At 40.7% G+C, this 19,240-nt stretch carries 17 protein-coding genes and 1 pseudogene; 10 read left to right on the top strand and 8 right to left on the bottom strand.

All coding sequences use genetic code 11. The annotated features are described in order from the left end of the window. The first annotated feature begins 74 nt into the window (after positions 1-74). Entirely contained in the window at positions 75-818 is a 744-nt protein-coding gene (locus tag LBQ60_20530; GenBank protein MDR2040310.1) for an META domain-containing protein, read from the top strand. 229 nt (positions 819-1,047) lie between these two features. Here the strand turns inward: LBQ60_20530 and trpS are convergent, their stop codons facing one another. The 3 genes from trpS to LBQ60_20545 form a co-directional block, all read right to left on the bottom strand. Continuing rightward, positions 1,048-2,046, bottom strand: coding sequence for a tryptophan--tRNA ligase (trpS, locus tag LBQ60_20535; GenBank protein MDR2040311.1), 999 nt, complete (start codon positions 2,044-2,046; stop codon positions 1,048-1,050). A 109-nt stretch (positions 2,047-2,155) separates the two neighbouring features. Beyond that, positions 2,156-3,367, bottom strand: a complete 1,212-nt coding sequence (locus LBQ60_20540) for an aminopeptidase (GenBank protein ID MDR2040312.1) — start codon at positions 3,365-3,367, stop codon at positions 2,156-2,158. A gap of 64 nt (positions 3,368-3,431) precedes the next feature. After that, positions 3,432-4,508, bottom strand: coding sequence for a metallophosphoesterase (locus LBQ60_20545; GenBank protein ID MDR2040313.1), 1,077 nt, complete (start codon positions 4,506-4,508; stop codon positions 3,432-3,434). A gap of 425 nt (positions 4,509-4,933) precedes the next feature. Here LBQ60_20545 and LBQ60_20550 point away from each other — a divergent pair, with 425 nt between their 5' ends. The 5 genes from LBQ60_20550 (at position 4,934) to lepB (ending at position 9,633) form a co-directional block, all read left to right on the top strand. Further along, entirely contained in the window at positions 4,934-5,125 is a 192-nt protein-coding gene (locus tag LBQ60_20550) for a hypothetical protein (GenBank protein ID MDR2040314.1), read from the top strand. Positions 5,126-5,602: 477 nt separating this feature from the next. Then, the gene (locus LBQ60_20555; protein MDR2040315.1) at positions 5,603-6,814 is read left to right on the top strand and encodes a 6-bladed beta-propeller; all 1,212 of its coding nucleotides are present in this window, start codon (positions 5,603-5,605) and stop codon (positions 6,812-6,814) included. Then, positions 6,804-7,403 carry a hypothetical protein gene (locus LBQ60_20560; protein MDR2040316.1) on the top strand — a complete coding sequence of 200 codons (600 nt, stop codon included), beginning with the start codon at positions 6,804-6,806 and terminating at the stop codon, positions 7,401-7,403. The genes LBQ60_20555 and LBQ60_20560 overlap by 11 nt, the downstream gene beginning before the upstream one ends. A gap of 16 nt (positions 7,404-7,419) precedes the next feature. Beyond that, complete coding sequence (locus LBQ60_20565) at positions 7,420-8,655, top strand: hypothetical protein (protein ID MDR2040317.1); 1,236 nt, start codon at positions 7,420-7,422, stop codon at positions 8,653-8,655. A gap of 231 nt (positions 8,656-8,886) precedes the next feature. Continuing rightward, positions 8,887-9,633, top strand: coding sequence for a signal peptidase I (gene lepB, locus LBQ60_20570; GenBank protein MDR2040318.1), 747 nt, complete (start codon positions 8,887-8,889; stop codon positions 9,631-9,633). Positions 9,634-9,771: 138 nt separating this feature from the next. Here the strand turns inward: lepB and LBQ60_20575 are convergent. Continuing rightward, a pseudogene (locus LBQ60_20575) lies at positions 9,772-9,936 on the bottom strand (class I SAM-dependent methyltransferase). Between the two features lie 443 nt (positions 9,937-10,379). On the opposite strand from LBQ60_20575, the gene LBQ60_20580 reads away from it, so the two are divergent. The 3 genes from LBQ60_20580 to LBQ60_20590 all read left to right on the top strand — a co-directional run bounded on the left by LBQ60_20580 (position 10,380) and on the right by LBQ60_20590 (position 16,362). Next, the gene (locus LBQ60_20580) at positions 10,380-12,257 is read left to right on the top strand and encodes an alpha-L-fucosidase (GenBank protein ID MDR2040319.1); all 1,878 of its coding nucleotides are present in this window, start codon (positions 10,380-10,382) and stop codon (positions 12,255-12,257) included. A 178-nt stretch (positions 12,258-12,435) separates the two neighbouring features. After that, positions 12,436-13,587, top strand: a complete 1,152-nt coding sequence (locus LBQ60_20585) for an alginate lyase family protein (protein MDR2040320.1) — start codon at positions 12,436-12,438, stop codon at positions 13,585-13,587. Between the two features lie 180 nt (positions 13,588-13,767). After that, positions 13,768-16,362, top strand: a complete 2,595-nt coding sequence (locus LBQ60_20590; protein MDR2040321.1) for a glycoside hydrolase family 95 protein — start codon at positions 13,768-13,770, stop codon at positions 16,360-16,362. Between the two features lie 61 nt (positions 16,363-16,423). Here the strand turns inward: LBQ60_20590 and LBQ60_20595 are convergent, their stop codons facing one another. The 4 genes from LBQ60_20595 to LBQ60_20610 form a co-directional block, all read right to left on the bottom strand. Further along, positions 16,424-16,591: a hypothetical protein gene (locus LBQ60_20595; GenBank protein MDR2040322.1), complete on the bottom strand. Its 168-nt coding sequence runs from the start codon at positions 16,589-16,591 to the stop codon at positions 16,424-16,426. A 592-nt stretch (positions 16,592-17,183) separates the two neighbouring features. Next, positions 17,184-17,756, bottom strand: coding sequence for an RNA polymerase sigma factor (locus LBQ60_20600; protein ID MDR2040323.1), 573 nt, complete (start codon positions 17,754-17,756; stop codon positions 17,184-17,186). Further along, on the bottom strand, positions 17,749-18,144 hold the full coding sequence (locus LBQ60_20605; GenBank protein ID MDR2040324.1) for a hypothetical protein: 396 nt from the start codon (positions 18,142-18,144) through the stop codon (positions 17,749-17,751). The genes LBQ60_20600 and LBQ60_20605 overlap by 8 nt, the downstream gene beginning before the upstream one ends. Positions 18,145-18,226: 82 nt before the next feature. Continuing rightward, entirely contained in the window at positions 18,227-18,535 is a 309-nt protein-coding gene (locus LBQ60_20610; GenBank protein ID MDR2040325.1) for a hypothetical protein, read from the bottom strand. Between the two features lie 412 nt (positions 18,536-18,947). Here LBQ60_20610 and LBQ60_20615 point away from each other — a divergent pair. Continuing rightward, positions 18,948-19,240: PhzF family phenazine biosynthesis isomerase (locus LBQ60_20615; GenBank protein MDR2040326.1), on the top strand; the 293-nt coding region annotated here is incomplete at its 3' end.

Here is a 19,240-nt window from a genome sequence, read left to right on the forward strand (position 1 = left end):
CGCATTGATCAAGTTAATTACGTTCAGAAAATATAATATTAATTGTTTTATATTACTCAATAAATCCATACATCATGAAAGTCCTGCTCAAATCAATCGGTATTATTGCTGTTGTACTTAGTTTAGGAAGTTGTAAAACCACATCGGACATGCATAGCAGCCAGAATTCACTGGACTGGTCAGGTATATACAAAGGCACCATTCCTGAAGGAGAAGGTAAGGAATTAGTAGCTATGCTCACCCTTGAACCCAATTCAACTTATACCATGGAAAGCGCGATCACCTATGATGACCGAAAAACCACAGAATCAAAGGGTACTTTTTCCTGGAAAAGATCAGGAAATGAGATTGAATTGAAAGATGGCAAAACCGGTAAAAAAACAGTTTTTAGGGTGGGAGAGAACAGGTTGACCGGAAAGATCGGTACATCTCCGATTACTATGACAAAATTTCAAAAAGAAACTATTACTGAAAAATACTGGAAATTGATAGAACTGAACGGGAAACCGGTAGTAGTGGATCAACCCGGCCAACGTGAGGCCTTTATGGTTTTGCATACGGAAGGTAACCGTGTACATGGAAATGGAAGTTGCAATTCTTTTAATGGGATGTTTGAACTGGAAAACATGAACCGGATCAAATTTTCTAAAATGGCGGCTACCATGATGGCCTGCATCAATATGGAAACAGAAATAGCATTCATGAAAACACTTGAGATGGTGGATAATTATACCCTGTCTGCTGATGGCAAGCACTTATCCCTAAATCGAGCCAGAATGGCGCCTTTGGCCCGTTTTGAAGTAGTGTATTTACGATAAATGTACAAACGTATCCTAAAAAAGCCTCAAAGTAAATTTCTTTGAGGCTTTTTTATATTTAAACAGATATCACTTGCTTTGGGTTTAAGCACTCATCAGTGCTATTTATTGTTTTCTTAAGTCACATTGATCAAATTGATTACATTTATTAAATGTGACTTTAATTGTTAGGAATGTCTTTTGTGAGTGAATATTTTTATTCGTTCGTAAAAAGAATACCGGTTGATGATCAACCGCGCCTGATACCTATGGCTTTACGGACTTCTTCGATGGTTTTGGATGCGCTTTCCCTGGCTTTATCACGCCCAGTGTCAGCCACTTTTGCCAGATAATCCTTATCCTGTATAATTTCATCGAACCTTTCCCGGATCGGCGCAATATAAGCATTGATATCTTCTGCCAGCTGTTTCTTTAAATCCCCATAACGAATACTGCACTGAGCGTACTGATTTTTGAAAAAATCCAGTGTTTCCGGAGCAGATACAAGCCCCATGATGGTAAACAGATTCTGTACCGGTTCGGGAGGCGTCTGGTTAGGGGCTGTTGGTCCGGCATCAGTAACAGCTTTCATTACTTTTTTCCGGATATCTTCGGCGGTATCCGTCAGATAAATACCGTTTCCTTCCGATTTTCCCATTTTCCCGTTACCGTCCAGTCCCGGTACTTTTACCAATTCGGAACCAAAATTGAATGCTTCCGGTTCCGGAAATACTTCACATTGATAGGTACTATTGAAACGGCGTGCATATACCCTGGCCAGTTCCAGATGCTGCTCCTGGTCTTTTCCGACGGGAACCTTATGGGAACGGTGTATGAGGATGTCCGAAGCCATAAGCACAGGATAGGTCAAAAGCCCGGAATTGATGTTTCCCGGCTGCAAACGTATCTTATCTTTAAAGGTGGTGGTACGTTCCAGTTCCCCTACATATGCGATCATGTTAAGCAATAGGTACAATTCGGATATCTCAGGGATATCACTTTGCACATATAAGGTGCTTTTTTCCGGATCTATGCCTGCAGCGAGGTATACGGCCATGATACGGCGTACATTGTTGTACAGGTCTTCCGGGGTAGGATGGGTGGTCAACGAATGATAATCGGCAATAAAGAAATAACAGGTCTGGGAATCCTGTAATTTGACAAAATTACGCAATGCACCGAAATAATTCCCCAGATGCAGACTTCCTGTCGGCCTGATGCCGCTTAATACAATATCCTGTTTACCCATATTTACCGATTCAATTTTAAAAAGTGCAAAGATACAATAAGAAAAAGACACCGGAAATATTTCCGGTGTCTTTTTCTTATCTGTCCGGGCAATAGAATGCCCTGAAAGGTTATTGTATATTTAACTTTTTGGCAATGTGTTTGGGTATAGCCTCTTTATGCACTATATAATTCATGGTTTTGAACGAAAAATAAGGTTCGGAAACATAAAAATAACCATTGTATTTACTATCCGAAGTTCCCCAGGAGTTTTTCACCTTAAAGAAAGTATTTCCATTCTGATCTTTAGCTATACCGGTGATATGCATACCATGATCGTCGGTGGTCAGGAAGTTATCGAATGCTTGTTGCCGCATTTCTTGTGTGATCTTTTTCTCAGGAACTATCCCGTCCAGTTTCATGATCTGGCTCTCGCGTTCTTTATCGGAAACACCGATCCAGTGCGCCTTATCCGAAGCGGACATTTCTTCCGCATTGGTTTCGGGTACTACGGCGAATCCCTTACGGTAAGCAAATCCTTTTTCACTGACATCAGCTCCCCATAATACCGAATGGCCATTATTCAGTGCATATCTGGCCACTTCCAGCATTTCATCCATCGGAAGGTTGTAGGATGCTCCCCATATCCAGTTATCCGGTATTTCCAGAATGAATTTCTGGTAAAAAGGATGGTGGGTATAAGAGGTAATGGACACATAATCATCCAGGTCGACATCTAACGACTGCATGAAACTTTGCGGTGAATATTGTTTGCCCTGATAGGTGAATTTTTCAGGACGTTCGCCCAGATAAGCATCCATAAATCCGTTAAAACCGTTGAGCCAGGCTGTGGTCAGGGTATATGCCCGGTTTTTCGCTTTGGCATCATCGTGTGTTTTTAACACGGCAGTGACATACGCTTTGGCTATGGCGTCCAGTTCGGCATGTACATTTCTATCTTCCCCATAATTCAAACCCTGGTATACTTCCTGGGGTACTATCCCGAAGGTACGCATTACCCAGAATACATCTTCAAATGATCCGCCGGCCTCCATATTTATTTTACCATGCAGCCGCATATATTTCTCGGCTTTGGCCGGATAGGTATGCCGTACAATCCACATTTCCGAAAGGTCATACTCCGGCTTTCCTTTACGCAACAGTTCACTTTCAATAAAAGAAATACCCGCATAACCCCAACAAGTACCTGAGCTACTCTGGTCCTTGACCGGGGTGGTTTTTACTTCTTTGATGACTGTAAACTCATAATTCGAATTTTGCTGGGAAAATGCAGCAAAGCCCATCATCAAACAACCCAGAGAAAAAATAACTTTTTTTATCATATATAATTTATTAAAATTTCGCTAATATTCAACTGATTAATTAGATATAAACAAAAACAGTATCTTATTCCATCACCATATCAAACTGATCATACGATCCTGTACGATGCGCCAGATGTTTGGTTGAGGGCGAAATACCGAATAAGGGCGAGTAAGTCTTCACCTTTATGGTCTTACCATCAGGCATAAACTCCAATATACGAAGCCAGCCGTCACCGCCGTTACCTTCCCATCCTCCGCCAAGGACCTGCACATTAAACATCATCTGGTGTACCTTCTTTCCGGCTGAGTTCTTATCTACCCGGTAAGCGACCGATTCTTCAAAATCACCCGGCTTTCCCGTATGACCGCAGATCACCATGAAAATATTGTCGGACGGCTCTATTAACTTCTTCCAGACAGCTTCACCCCAGTTACGCGGCGTAATAGCATAGCCTTCTTCTTTGATCCGTTCTGCCGTCCGTTCGCGCAGGAAAGAATGGGTCATAAAAATCACTTTATGACCTTTATACTGCGGATCGGCAGCTAATTTCTTCGCCCAGTCGAGCACCTCATCCCGCGGAGCAAACTCGGAAGTGATTACCAGCAGCTTTCCCCAGTTCGGTTCATTAAATTCAAACGCCGCATTTTCCAATGATTCAACTCCACTTCTGTTCGGGAATGCACTCACGCATATATCACGCCATGCCGTATTTCGTTCGAACGGGAAATATTCGGGAAAATGCGTCATGCCATTTTCTGAACTTCGGTATCCGTATTCATGATTACCGGCTGAAATAATGTAAGGCACTTTGTTGTCCAAACGCTCAAAAGCGCGCGAACCTGCTTCCCACATTTCCCGGCTGGTCTGGTTCAACATCTTACGGTTGCGCACGATATTCTCATTCTGCTCAACAATATCACCAGTACACAGCACTGCCTTTATCTTCAGGTGATCGATATTGTCGGCGATCCAGGCCGTACAAAGGTCAAACAATGGTTGATTGATGTCATACTTGGTATATCCTTGCGGGTCGCCCAGTAAGATCATTGAAAACGAATTCGGATCTGTCAGATGTTGCCGGTCCGCTCTATGCTGGCCTGAAACGAAAAATGAAACACTTAGCAACCAGCTGATAGAAAATATTAATTTCTTCTTCATATTTATTTAATGTTCTATCTCATGAATCAATATTATACATATCCAGGTATGATGCAAATTTAAACTTTTTTTCGAATGAACAAAATGATAAATGTACAACCTTAATTAAGGTTGAAAAAATCAACCGGATAAAAGATGTGGATTTCTATCTTTTTCCATTAGATTATTGTATTTCTGATCCATTAAATGTTGGGTGGATATTTTTTTATATGATCTCGTTGTAGTCTGAGAACGGTCAATTTCTGATCAGTGATCAATGTGAATCAGAAAACCTTCAACATTTAATCGAAAAAAGTAATCGTTTATTTGTTTTTGTCAAAAGAAAGTCATTCCTTCAAGGATTCTTTTTAACCAATTATAACTTTTAATTCAACTTTTAATTTAATTATTGCTTTTAGTTCAATTATTTATTATCCAATTTAAACATGAAAATTTCAAAATTTGTAGGTGTATTGGTCGCATTGGCAATTGTAGGATTGTCATTAGGAGATGCTTTGACCGGACATGGTATCAAAGTTAACAAGAATTTAAACCCTATTGTAGTGGGTGATGGTAGTAGCAGTTCTGGTGGTAGTTCTAGTTCTAGCAGCAGCAGTAGCTCCGATGATAGCAATTAGTACTGCTGCGCCAGAGGGTTGTAAAACCGACTTCACACTTATAAAGAATGGTAATGAAACAATGTTTAATTATGATTGCGTAATAGGAAGTGATTCAGGATACATGATTTGTTATTTTTCTTGTACTGGATGTTCTGCAAGTGCCCAATGTCCCTATGAAAATATTATAACAATGACATGCAAAAAATAGGTTTGTTTTTTCATGCTCCACAAATAACCTGAGTTTTGGATAAAATTGATTTTATTAAATTTTCAGCAAAAAAACACATAATAATCATGTGATAAGACATATACGGATAATTGTCCTCCTTTCTCTTATCCGAAACTTAGGTAAAATAAGTATATGCCTTATATAAATTAGGAATACTCAAATTAGATTTTCAATAACGAAATTTTGAAATTGCTAAAAATCAAACCTAAATTCTGACATTTTGACATACAAAAATATAACAATATTCTAATTATAAATAAGTTCTAATGGAAAAAGTTTTTTTTCTCTTTTTTTCTTTCTTTTTCTTTTTTTCATGTTCAGTCCGGCAAAGAGAGTCGCATTTGGAAGGGGATTGTATTACCATAAACCTTGATGGAGAAAAAGAGGCATTCATCCCAATTTCATCTGTTTTTAAAAATGTGCAGCCAATCATACTTGAAACCGGCAAAGATTGTTTAATAGGCAATCTTAGTGAACTTCAGGTTTTTGACGGGCATATTTATGTATTTGACAAATATTTTGCAAAAAGTTTGTTCGTATTTGACATGGAAGGCCGGTTTATCCGCAAAATAGGCAATGTAGGAAAAGGTCCCGGAGAATATATTCAAGCAAACGATTTTACATTAGATACGGAGAACCGGTTTATTTACCTTAGTGATCGGGGTAACCGTGTGCATAAATATCAATTGGATGGAACATATATTAATTCAATCACGATACCGATCCCCCGTTCAAATATCAATTTCATTCAATATTACAATGGCCGGTTATATGCGGATGTTTTTCCGTGGGAACCTGACATGGCTGATTACATGCTGTTGGAAACAGATCCGGATAATGGGAAAATTCTGTCACGTTCGCTTCCGATAAAATACAATAAGGGATGGGCAGAACTGTTTTTTATGGGGCACAGTTTTTTTATGTCGCGCTTAAACAGTCCCCCAAGATACACCCAATTGTTTATGGACTATATCGTATCTGTAGACAAAGAGATCACCCCCTATATCGAACTGAAAAGTAAAAACCTGATAACGGATAACGATTTAAAAAATTTGCCCGAGACCACATACAAGACGAATTTAATGGAAAAGTTGGAACCTCTTCAGGGACGTTCAAAGATATTTGATGTACATAACTTTGTTGAAAATGAAAATGTTATCATTTTTAGCTACCAGACTGTAATATTCAATTATTTTACGGTAGTGTACTCTAAGGAAACAGGAACAGTGAGGATAGCGGAATACTTATGCAATGATTTGATTTTCAAACACGACAAAAGCGGATTGTATGGACGATTTATATTTTTCGATGCGAAGGGCGCTTATGAAATATTACATACAAATATGATCGATGATTTTCAGGAATCAATGAGGAACAATGAACTACTTCCCGGTTTAGAAAAAGCAGAACAATTAATGGAATTAAATACTGAATCTAATCCGGTTATTTTTTACTATGAATTCAAGGATGCAGAATAAACGACTATTTGTGGTGATTGTTGCACTTAGTGCAACAATTATCTGTTTTGGCTTAGGTGTAATGATCAAACCGCGAACGACGGCGCAACCAGCGGAATCGTTACAAAGTATCCTGATGGAACATATAGAATATTCACCGGAAGTATACCGGGCGCACGAAAATTATGCAGGGCAACTGTATAATGATACTATCATGCTTATTTACCGTTATTCCTCCAGAATGTGTACTCCCTGTTATCAAGATGATCTGATTGATTTGAAAGAATTCATCGAAATCATTTGTCGGAATGTAGTATTGGTATTACCAGCTTATCCTTCCAATGACCGCAGAAGTCATATACGCATAAATAGCGAAACTCAAGGGCTAAAATACAGGAATATTCCTCCCGATTCCCTGGCATTGCCCATACACGCAGACGAAGGCGAAAAACGTTACTTTGCTATAATGGATACTCAGGGTCATGTAGGCATGGTTTTCTTTCCGGAAAAAGGGCGGCAGGACCTTACCCGGCGTTATTTTCGGGAGATTGCAAAGTTTTTCCCATCACATACGGATGTAAAAAAAGACAGTGTGGTCATTACTCCTTAAATCTGCACTATTCTATATGAAAATTTTAAAGAACTATTATCTTCTATTGGTAATTACCTGCTTGATGGTCTATCTTCCCAGCCTGTGGAATGATTTCCAGACAGGTTGGGATGATCAGTGGGCTGTAATGAACCGTTATACGGAGGATGGGTTTACAAAGGAGAACCTGCAGGCGGTGTTTGGCGATTATTATTACGGACAGTACAGTCCCGTCAATACCGTTTTCTATATGATGATCTATGATGTATTTGGCTATAACCCTCTCATTTTTCATCTTTACTCGTTGCTGTTGCACATCGCCAATTGTTGCCTGCTGTTCCTGTTTTTGCGGCAGATAGCTGCAATATTTACCAACCGTGCGTCGCAAGGCAATCCGTCTATTCTGGTATTTGCGGCCACCCTGCTTTTTGCCGTCCATCCTTTGCAGGTGGAATCCGTCTGCTGGATCAGCGCTTCCAAGATACCGCTTTATACCTTTTTTATATTACTGTCTTTGCTGGCTTTTCTCAGGTATACCGATACCGGGAAAGTATGGTTTTATTTTGTATCCTTTGTATTGTTCATGTGTGCTTTTGGCAGTAAGGAACAGGCGATCGTGCTGCCTGCCACTTTATTGTTGCTCGACTGGGCGCTGGGACGCGACCGCAAGCCCGGACGCTTCGGTAACTGGCCGGAATTACTGCTCGAGAAGCTTCCGTTTATCCTGTTTGCCCTTTTTGCCGCCCTGTACACCCGTTCGCACCAGAGTCTGGAATATACGGAGCAGGTAGCCGGCTATCCCTTCTGGCAGCGGCTGGTGTTCGCCTGCTATTCGCTGGTAGTGTATGCAGGCCGTCTCGTGCTGCCCACCCGCTTATTGTATATCTATCCTTTCCCCATGGCTCCCGGTAGCGAACTGCCTTTGCTTTACCTTATCTATCCTGTGGTGGTGGCGGCAGCCATATACCTGCTTTGTGTCAACATCAGGAAAATTCCCCGTCCGGTGATCTTCGGCCTCTTGTTTTATCTGGTCAATATGGCGCTGATGCTCCATGTGGTCCCCATGAGCCGTTTTATGATCACTGCCGACCGTTATGTGTACCTCGCTTCTGCCGGATTGTTTTTTATTGCGGCATGTTATGCCGTACCCTGGTTGCAAAAGATGGCCGTCACCGGAAAAAAAGTATCTTTGCCGTTGTCGTGTGCTACCTGCTGTATCTGGGCGGTTATGCGCATATCCGTACCCATGCATGGAAGGACAGCGATACGGTGAAAAAAGGATTCCGGGAACTGATCCACTATCGTTCACCGGAACCCGAGGAACAAAAACAGGACGTGTCAACAGGCGATACCCCATGAACCGGGCATGATACGTCAATGAAAATAAATCATGCGAACTGCATTAATTATTGTTTATTTTAAGTCGAAAAGTATAAATGTTCATAAAGTTTGAAAGTGAAGTTCTTTGTTCATTTTTAATTCTCCATTCTCCATTTTTTTACGTATGAAAATCAATTTGAAGATGCCGTCGAAAAAAATGCAGCAACGCATCCTGAATGTTTTGCTGTGTTTGTGTTTGGTGGTATTGGCTGTACGGGCGATCCAACGCTGGGTAGCGGATGTTTGTAAGGTGCCTACCGACAGTATGGAAAATGCCGTTATGGCCGGCGACCGTTTAGTGGTGCGCAAAATGCAGGAATTCGGCCGGGGTGATGTCATTGTTTTCAACCATCCCGACGGGAGCGATGTGCAGTTGGTAAAGCGCTGTATCGGCCTGCCCGGTGATACGGTGCGCATTTTTCAGAGCGTGATTTACATCAACGGACAGGCGGCGGCCGCTATTCCCACTGTCCGGAAATGTCCGTGGGATTTTTCCCTGGACTTCCCCCTACGCAGCCTGGGGTGGGACATCAATAATTACGGGCCGGTGGTGGTGCCGGCCAGAAACTTATCCGTACCGTTAGATTCTGCAGCTATGAACCTGTATAGGAATATGATACGGACAGAAGGTCATGAGGTATCCTGTACGGATGGCATTTTTTATATCGATACAAAACAGGCAACGGATTATACTTTCCGTACCGATGGCTATTTTGTGCTGGGCGACAACCGTGGCAACTCACTCGACAGCCGTCATTGGGGCTTTGTGTCTGAAGAGTTGGTTGTGGGTAAGGTATGGATGGTGTATTTTTCGCGCGATGCTATCCGAAGCAGGATCCGATGGGACAGGATTGGAAAAAAAGTAGAATGATGATGGCGGAAAAAATAAACGAACCCCGGCTATGTATCGTTGTGCCTTGTTTTAACGAAGTGGAAACATTACCCTGCTCGCTCGATATTTTGCTGGAGGTACTTGAACGATTGTAGGGAAATGGGAAAATAGCGGAAGACAGCTACATTTGTTGTGTTGACGACGGCAGCAGCCGTGATGGATGTTTTTCCTGGTTAATCTCACGGATTCTTTCGAAATATCGAAGCCGTATAACCGGGAATTCTGGAAATATTGATGCAGGGATGGGATATTTAACCCGATACCACAGCCATAATCGAGTATGCCTTCGGTTCGAAGGATAAAAGGTATTGTGCCAGATAGATTAAAAAGAAATCAACGGGAACAGACGTTACAAGATAAGTGAAAAAATCCTTTTGGGTGAATGTATCATCGTATCACATATGACAATAAGAAAGACAATACAAATCGAATATATAAAGAATACAGGCTTCAGGATAGAAACAGGTATTTGTTTGTATATTTTAATGACAACCATAATGTACATCAGAGATCATAAAGTTAACCATATGTAACCAGGAGGTTTATCTTAATAAGCCATAAAGGATATCTGACAAATCCAGGATAGATATATTTAATGATTAGATAAAATTACAAGCAATTGGGACAAAAATGACAGGAATTTTTCCGTCAACTGCCTATCTTTGTTTTTTGTTGTTAAATCCTGTAGGCAACAATATTTCTGATCCGGATTAAATAAATATGTTATGAAATTTAAATTTATCATACTTTTTCTTTCCTGCCGCCTGTTCATGCTTCATGCGCAGACTGTTTTTAATAATGCTGATGAACAGGGAATGGAGATCGGCAAGCTCGACCTTCATCAGGATAGTGTGGCAGTAATTGATGCTTTGACGGGATGGTGGGCCGATTCGGAAAAGACGCTGGAAAAACGGATGGCGTGGTATAGTGAAGCCAAATTCGGATGTTTCATCCATTGGGGGGTATATTCTATGGCCGGGGGAGAATGGAACGGTAAGATCGTACGTGGTTATGCCGAACACCTGATGCGTAGCCAGAAAATCCCTCTTACCGAATATAAAGAACGACTGATAAAACCGTTCAATCCTACCGGTTTTGATGCCGATGAATGGATGCAACATGCTAAAAACGCAGGCATGCGTTATTTCATTGTTACAGCCAAACACCATGACGGATTTGCTATGTACTTTTCAGATGCCTATCCGTATGATATGCGTATGACCGTATATAACAGGGATCCGATGAAAGAATTGCGGAATGCGGCCAAAAAATACGGCATCAAATTCGGATTTTACTATTCCCACGCATTTGACTGGGAACATCCGGATGCTCCCGGTAATGACTGGGATTATGATCATCCCGGGGGAGATAAACTGCTGCATGGCGCCAATTGGTGGCTGAACTATCCGGAATTTCTTCCTCATGCCGAAAAATACGTGAATGAGAAATCTATTCCCCAGATTCAGGAACTGATGCGCAACTATCAGCCGGATATCATGTGGTTTGATACTCCCCATAAATTACCTTTGTACGAAAATATCCGGATTTTGAAAGTGATCCGTGAAATGTCACCCAATACCGTTGTGATCAATGGACGTTTGGCCCGTTTTTCAGGACGAAACCTCGGAGATTATGCAAATACGGGGGACAGGGCGGCATATTTTTTCCCGATTAAGGATAAATACTGGGAATCCATCCCTACTACCAATGAATCGTACGGATACAGCAAGTATGACCTATCCCATAAGTCACCGACACATTTTATTCGTCTGTTGGCCAGCGCTACGTCAAAAGGTGGCAATATACTGATGAATGTCGGTCCTATGGGGAATGGAAAATGGGATGAAAAAGATGTTCAGATATTCAAAGGAGTAGGAGAGTGGCTGAAGGTGAACGGGGAAGCCATTTATGGAAATGAAAAAACCGGACTACCTATCCAGAACTGGGGAGTAACAACACGAAAAGGAAATAAACTTTATTTGCATGTACACCAATGGCCGGAAAACGGTGAACTGATCCTGGGAGGGATTACGGCAGAAATTTCCGGGGCCGATATTCTTTCTACAAAAGAAAAAGTTGTTTTTGAAAAGCTTACAGATAAAGATATCCTTCTGAAGCTACCGGTTGTTTGTCCGGATACTTCGAGTACTGTGATCGTCTTAACCATAAAAAAAACGTATCAGGCAGACGATTACAGGTTGTTGATCCCGGGGGAAAAGAATATACTGCTCACCTTTGATGCATCCTTAAGCCAGGGACTTGCTACTGGTGATGGAAAAGTTCACCGGAATTATGTACATCAATGGAAAAATAACAACCAGACCATCTCATGGAAAGTACGTCTGTTAAAACCTGCCAGTTACCGTGTAAGCATAGAATATAATAAGGACAATCCTACGGATTCAGGCACCATTGTTCTTGATATTGACGGGAAAACATACAATGCGGATTATGTACCGAACAGACGATCAGAAAATAATGAGAAATTATTTATTGCAGTGGTCGATTTGCCTGCAGGGGAACATCATATTATCCTGAAGGGCGGTCACTATAAAGGCAAACAATATATGCGTCCTATGCAACTGACCATGGATAGGTATTGATTTTTTTTGTGATATGCTTATTGTCGGATTCATTTTGATTTTAGTTTACCGGATTTATAATAAATATATAGATTTGTGTACATTTGGAATGAATTATCCGGATGCATGATGAATCACTAATTTTGAAATAAAATTATGTCATACAATTATATAAATCACCTAATAGATAATTAACATGCTGCGTATTATCCCTGTACTTTTTATTTTATTATTTGCCTCCTGTAAGCAAACCTGGCCGGAAAAAACATCTGCTGTCCTCAAAGAACAAATACTGCAACAAGCTGAAGGTTTTTTAAAGGAAACCCCGATCACTATTACTTCTTTTGTCAGCGATCGGAGTGCAGGCGGCATACATGACTTTTATTCCGAGGGTGATTACTGGTGGCCTAATCCGGAAGACTCTGATGGTCCCTATATCCAACGTGACGGCGAAACTAATCCCGGAAATTTTGTAGCACACCGGCATGCAATGGTTCGTTTCAGCCGTATCACAGGCGCTATGGCTTCCGCATGGCTGATCACCGGAGACGATAAATATGCTGCCCACGCTATGGAACATGCCAAAGCATGGTTCGTAGATGAAAATACCAGAATGACCCCTCATCTTTTGTATGCGCAGGCAATCAAAGGAAGGGTAACCGGACGAGGGATAGGTATCATAGATACCATACACCTGATGGAGGTGGTTCAGGCATTATCGCGAATGGAACAATCAAAGAGCATTGCCCCGGGTGATATGGAACAAATACGGAAATGGTTCAGGGAATATATCCATTGGCTGACTACCCATAAATACGGGAATGATGAAATGAATGCCGCCAATAACCATGCTACATGCTGGGTAATGCAGGTTGCTTCCTTTGCTAAATTTACCGGAGATGAGGCAACCATGGAAATGTGCAGGAAAAGATACCGTGAAGTATTATTACCCAAACAAATGGCCGAAGATGGTAGCTTTCCAAGGGAAATAAAACGTACCAAGCCATACGGCTACTCTTTGTTCAATCTGGATGCTATGGCTACCATATGCCAGATCCTTTCCGATGAAAAAAATGACCTTTGGAACTTCACTACCGAAAAAGGACAAAACATACTGAAAGGTATTGAATTTTTATACCCATATGTCCTCGAGAAAAACAAATGGCCCTACGAAGAGGATGTCCTTTATTGGAATGAATGGCCCGTAGCACAGCCATTCCTTATATTCGGCGCTGCTGCATTTGATCACAACGACTATTTTGAATTGTGGTCAAAACTAGATCATTACCCGGACGTGGATGAGGTATTGCGCAATTTACCGGTACGTAATCCTTTGATATGGATGTATTAAATCACCATATAAGATGTTCCGTTATTTTAAATATGCATCAATATGGCTCATAGATTCTGTATGATCTTGAAAAAATCATACAGAATAAGATGATGACTGTTCACGTTTTATAGTGCGATAAATTAAGTAATTAGCTTTAATTCAATAAAATATAATGTTTTGGAAAGTCAATTTATATACATGAAAAATATCATCAAATTAGCGTTTTTCTTCATGATCACTGTAACAGGTTGTAGTGAAAAACCGGAAGGAAGATCTTTGAAATTATGGTACGAAGAGCCTGCAAAAGCATGGGAAGAGGCGTTGCCGCTGGGAAATGGACGTTTAGGGGCAATGGTATTCGGTAATCCCCAAAATGAACATTATCAGTTAAATGAAAATACATTATGGTCGGGAGGGCCGAAAAATGGTAACAACCCAAAAGCGATAGAAGCATTACCGCTGATCCGTAAAGCTGTGGATGAAGGCGATTATGTGAAAGCAGCAGCTTTATGGAAGGAAAATGCACAGGGTTATTATTCGGCCAGATACCTGACAATGGCTGATCTGTTTCTGGAGATGCCGTCTGTTGGTGAAGCAGCTTCCTTCAAGCGGGAGTTGGATATCAGTAATGCTCTTTCAACTGTGAGTTTTCAATCAGATGGTGTTGCCTATAGGCGTTCCAGCTTTATATCATATCCTGATCAGGTAATGGTCATTTACCTGGAAGGAGATCAGAAAGGAAAGCTGGATTTCAAAACGAATATTGCCAGTGATCTCCGTTATTCTGCATCTTTCGAATCGGATAATCATCTTATATTGAAAGGAAAGGCTCCTGAATATGTTGCTCATCGTGCCTATGAAGAACATCAGGTCGTTTATGCAGAGAATGAGCAGGGAGAAGGCATGAATTTCGAGGTTCACGTGAAGGTGCTTACCGAAAAAGGCAGGATTGAAAAAGATGGGGACCGGCTTTCTGTGAAAAATGCGGATGCTGCATTAATATTGCTTTCAGCTGCAACCAGCTTCAATGGATTTGACCGTTCACCGGGTCTGGAAGGAAAGGATCCGGCAATAGCTGCAGATATCCTGGAGCAAGCGTTAAAAAATGTATCCGGAAATGAAAAAAGCCATCCTGCTAAATTATATACCAGGCTTCTGGACAGGCATATTAAAGACCACCGGTCCCTTTTTGACCGCGTTTCTTTGTCTATAGGTACGCCGGCCAATGAAGAACTTCCTACAGATAAGAGGCTGCAACAGTTCGCTAAAACAGACGATCCAGGTCTGGTAGAATTATATTACCAATATGGCCGTTATCTGATGATTGCCGGATCGCGGAAGGGAACACAGCCGACGAATTTACAGGGGATATGGAACCGTCACATCCAACCGCCATGGGGATGTAATTACACAGTGAACATCAATACTGAAATGAATTACTGGCCGGCTGAAGCCACTCATTTACAAGAATGTCATGAACCATTGCTGGATTTTCTGAAGTCACTGGCTGCCAATGGCACTAAAACAGCCGAAATTAATTATGGGATCAGGAATGGTTGGACAGCCCATCATAATACTGATATATGGGCACAGAGTTATCCGGCGGGAAATTTTGATAAAGATCCCCGCAGTTCATCCAGATGGTCATGTTGGCCAATGGCTGGAGCCTGGTTCATGCAACATATGTGGGATCACTACTGTTATGGCGGAGATCTGCAGTTTTTAAAAGAACAGGCATATCCACTGATGAAAGGAGCTGCCGAGTTTATGCTTCAATGGCTGGTAAGGGATACAAAGGGCCATTGGGTAACCAATCCGTCTTCATCTCCTGAAAATACCTTTTATTACATGGATAAAAAAGGAAAGAAACAAACAGGAGAGATATGCAAAGCCTCTACCATGGACATGGCTATTATATGGGATTTGTTCACCAACTGTATAGAAGCGTCCAAAGTCCTGAATACGGATGTTTCGTTTCGCAGACAGCTTGAAGAAATACGAAGTGATCTGTATCCGCCACAACTGGGTTCCAAGGGACAATTACAGGAATGGTTCCTTGATTTCGAAGATGTGGATCCCCGCCACAGGCATGTTTCACATTTATACGGACTACATCCCGGGAAACAGATACTTCCTAGGGTGACCCCGGAAATAGCCCAGGCAGCCAAGCAAACGCTTCTGATGCGCGGTGACGGAGGTACCGGGTGGGCTATGGCATGGAAAATCAATTTCTGGGCAAGGCTTGAAGATGGTAACCATGCATACCTGATGTTAAAAAACGGATTACGTCATGTCGATGCGGTAAATACAAGGGGAGGAGGGACCTACTCCAACCTTTTCGATGCCCATCCTCCCTTTCAGATCGACGGAAATTATGGAGGAACAGCGGGAATTACGGAAATGCTGTTGCAAAGTCACGGAGGAGAAATATTCCTGCTTCCGGCATTGCCCGATATCTGGCCCGCCGGGTCGGTTAAAGGCTTAAGGGTCAGAGGGGGATTCGAAATTGATATGGAATGGAAGGACGGAGAAGTGTTGTCTGCAGTAATCAAATCAAATCTTGGAGGAAATTGCCGGATAAGAACCCATGCCCCCGTAACGGTAAAATCGACTCATGTCAAAGATGCAGCAGGTAAAAATCCCAATCATTTTTATGCCACTGCAGACAGCTATCAGTTCAGTACCAATAATAACGTTAGTCCGTCTGAAGCCACATTAAACCTGAAAGAAACTTTTATGATCGATTTTGATACTGAAAAAGGAAAGAAATACCATTTGATGAAAATGGAATAAGTATTGCCTGAACATTACGAATGTTTCCTGGATTATTCGTATCGGTTACGAACAATGATCATCAGTCATTTTCTTCGTCATCATACAGGTTGTTTAGTTCAAAAGATAATTCATCATATTCTTCTCTCCATGCATCCAATATTTCTTTAGGTGTATCCTCAGGAGCATTTTCGATCTTGTTGTTGATCATCTCTATTTCTTTTTCCAGGAATTCACGTCTGTTACCCATATTTTTATTATTTAATAATTTGTTTCTGTGGTTTATAAGTAATATAAAACAATTAATGTTATATTTTCTGAACGTAATCCACTCGATCAATGCGACTTAAGAAAATAATAAATAGCACTGAGTGCTTAAATGTTGTGTTCAAAGAATCTTCACGTAACAAATGTATGAATTATATGGTAAAAACAACAACTTATATAAATAGAAAAGTTTCCTGCCTGTTATTATTGAGATGGTGAACGGGTATCAGTCCGGACAATGACCCCTCCTGATGTTATTTTGTAATTGTTGGTGCAATACATATTTGAAGTGTTGTCATTTCTGATTGTATCAAATATAAAGTCATATATTGTATCAAACAGATAAAATAAACTTTTATCTAAAATCTGACAGGTGATCCTTATTAATTTCATCTGTATAAAATTATTATGCTTGCGCTCCATGAGAACGCTTAAGCTAAGTTATTTTTAATGGTTAGATGAACCCCGAAACCCAGAGGGTTCACCGAAGGTAACGGCTCAGCGAAGCTAAATGTCCAATTTTGTTCATGATGATGGGTATACTGCTATGTTTATGAACATTTCATGATGTTTTTTTAATAATCAAGAATATCGTTGTATAAACCTTCTAAACGTTTACGAAGATGTTTCACGGCATAGTGTTTACGTGAAAGTAATGTATTTACCGTTGTTCCCGTAATTTCAGATATTTCTTTTATCGATAATCCGTCCAGTTCGGTCATTTCAAATACTTCCCGTTGTTCAGGAGGTAATTCGGAAAGTGCTCTTTCCAATTCCTGCCAAACCAGCGACCGTATGTATTCCGTTTCGGGCGAACTGTTACCATTACCAAACAAAACTTCGGAGAAATCTGTCAACAGGGTATCATCTTCATCGTTATTATATCGGGATGTGGGCAATTCTTCCTCATGCTTCTTTTTGCCTTTGTTGATGATGGTATTCCTTGCCACCCGGTATAGCCATGCCGCTACCTGTTCGATAGGGTTCAGGGTATTTTCAATTGTTTTCACCAGTTGGTAAAAAACATCCTGAAGTATATCTTCGGCATCTTCTTTACTGGAAACCCGTTTCCGGATAAAAGCTTTCAAACGGGGATGGTATTCCGTAATCAGTTCTTCAACTTGTTTGTTTCCGGCTTGTTCACTCATTACTTTTCCGTGGTTCTTCTTTTGCATCTGTGCCACAATATTCACGGCTGAAGAAATCTTCCTTTCCGAATGACCTGCCAAAGCCAAATTCCCTTCTTCTCCTGATGAATTCTTCACGTTGTTCGGGAGTCATTTTCATCCATTTTTCACGAATCGGATTTTTATGATGATGAAACATACCACCTGCCATCATCTTTCTTCCTCCAAAGAAACCTCCGAACAGGATGCGTGCCAATATGAATAATCCCAATGCCTGCCAGAAATTAATGGCGGTTAAACCAAATATTCCGGGAATCAGGGCATTCCACAGGAGCATGATAGCCGCGCTGAATGCTGCCAGGATCACAATCCACATACCAATAATACCAAAACCTCTTTTTGCGTTCATTTTATATTTTTTTATAGGTGAGAAAGACGAAAAACGCCTTTTTTACGAAGACGTCTTTCGTATTGATTGGTTAATTTTTATATTATTTTGCCGATGCTTCTGAGAAAAAACCAGTCATACAAGCGCCTCTTTGTTGGAAAGCACTTTTCCGTTCGCTTACAAACTGCTCTTTTTCTTCCGGTGACAATTTCATCCATTTTTCACAACGGGCATCAATATTTTCAACATTAAATGCATGATTTTCACTACCCCATGCATTCATTCGCTGATTCATGAGCTCTAACTTCTCACTGTCGGGCATTTTATTCCATTCTTCGCGGATTTTTCTTCTTGCATCTTCACTGAAGTGCCCCTTTCCAAAAAATCCCATTCCAAAATCACTTGCTTTCATTACTATTTTTTATTAATTGTTATACTTTATTTTATCCTTAAGAACGTTCTCTATATATGTGGACAACTGATGAGGAGAAATATTTTAAGGGAAAGTAAATTTTTTTTGGATATTTCGTTTATGATTTTATTATCAGATATTTATATGGTTGACTTTACGGGAGTTATTTTTTGAGAAAGGTGGTTTTATGGAAGTTGTGGAAAACAACGCCAAAATTACCTGTAAAATATATGATCGAATGGTATACAAATATATATATCATTATATAAGTAATGGAAAAAGATACTATAAATTATCTCGGCATTATTTTTCATGAGTATATTTTTATGTATTTTGTGCTTTGAAAAATGATCAAAACATTTTTTGTTTATATTTGTTTGAATATAAAAGGAATAACCTAATCTATACAGGAATGGAACAGAAAATATATTACATAGATGCTTTTGCCGACCAGCTTTTTTCCGGTAATCCGGCTGCTGTTTGTCCTCTGGAACAATGGCCGGAAGATCATTTATTACAGAAAATAGCCATGGAAAATAATCTTGCCGAAACAGCATTTTATGTCCCATGCAAAGATGGTTACCAGATCAGGTGGTTTACACCCACTGTTGAAGTGGATCTTTGTGGACATGCTACACTGGCAGCTGCTTTTGTCCTGTTTCATTTTGAAGGGTATGCAGAAAGAACGGTTCATTTTTTCTCGTC

This window comes from Bacteroidales bacterium, assembly GCA_031275285.1.
Classification (GTDB): domain Bacteria; phylum Bacteroidota; class Bacteroidia; order Bacteroidales; family UBA4181; genus JAIRLS01.

Coding starts and splice junctions, on each gene's coding strand:
- LBQ60_20595 (MDR2040322.1), bottom strand. CDS start 16,591: ATGGGTAACAGACGTGAATTCCTGGAAAAAGAAATAGAGATGATCAAC.
- lepB (MDR2040318.1), top strand. CDS start 8,887: ATGAAAATCAATTTGAAGATGCCGTCGAAAAAAATGCAGCAACGCATC.
- LBQ60_20590 (MDR2040321.1), top strand. CDS start 13,768: ATGAAAAATATCATCAAATTAGCGTTTTTCTTCATGATCACTGTAACA.
- LBQ60_20540 (MDR2040312.1), bottom strand. CDS start 3,367: ATGATAAAAAAAGTTATTTTTTCTCTGGGTTGTTTGATGATGGGCTTT.
- trpS (MDR2040311.1), bottom strand. CDS start 2,046: ATGGGTAAACAGGATATTGTATTAAGCGGCATCAGGCCGACAGGAAGT.
- LBQ60_20545 (MDR2040313.1), bottom strand. CDS start 4,508: ATGAAGAAGAAATTAATATTTTCTATCAGCTGGTTGCTAAGTGTTTCA.
- LBQ60_20580 (MDR2040319.1), top strand. CDS start 10,380: ATGAAATTTAAATTTATCATACTTTTTCTTTCCTGCCGCCTGTTCATG.
- LBQ60_20550 (MDR2040314.1), top strand. CDS start 4,934: ATGAAAATTTCAAAATTTGTAGGTGTATTGGTCGCATTGGCAATTGTA.
- LBQ60_20610 (MDR2040325.1), bottom strand. CDS start 18,535: ATGAAAGCAAGTGATTTTGGAATGGGATTTTTTGGAAAGGGGCACTTC.
- LBQ60_20555 (MDR2040315.1), top strand. CDS start 5,603: ATGGAAAAAGTTTTTTTTCTCTTTTTTTCTTTCTTTTTCTTTTTTTCA.
- LBQ60_20565 (MDR2040317.1), top strand. CDS start 7,420: ATGAAAATTTTAAAGAACTATTATCTTCTATTGGTAATTACCTGCTTG.
- LBQ60_20530 (MDR2040310.1), top strand. CDS start 75: ATGAAAGTCCTGCTCAAATCAATCGGTATTATTGCTGTTGTACTTAGT.
- LBQ60_20605 (MDR2040324.1), bottom strand. CDS start 18,144: ATGAACGCAAAAAGAGGTTTTGGTATTATTGGTATGTGGATTGTGATC.
- LBQ60_20600 (MDR2040323.1), bottom strand. CDS start 17,756: ATGAGTGAACAAGCCGGAAACAAACAAGTTGAAGAACTGATTACGGAA.
- LBQ60_20560 (MDR2040316.1), top strand. CDS start 6,804: ATGCAGAATAAACGACTATTTGTGGTGATTGTTGCACTTAGTGCAACA.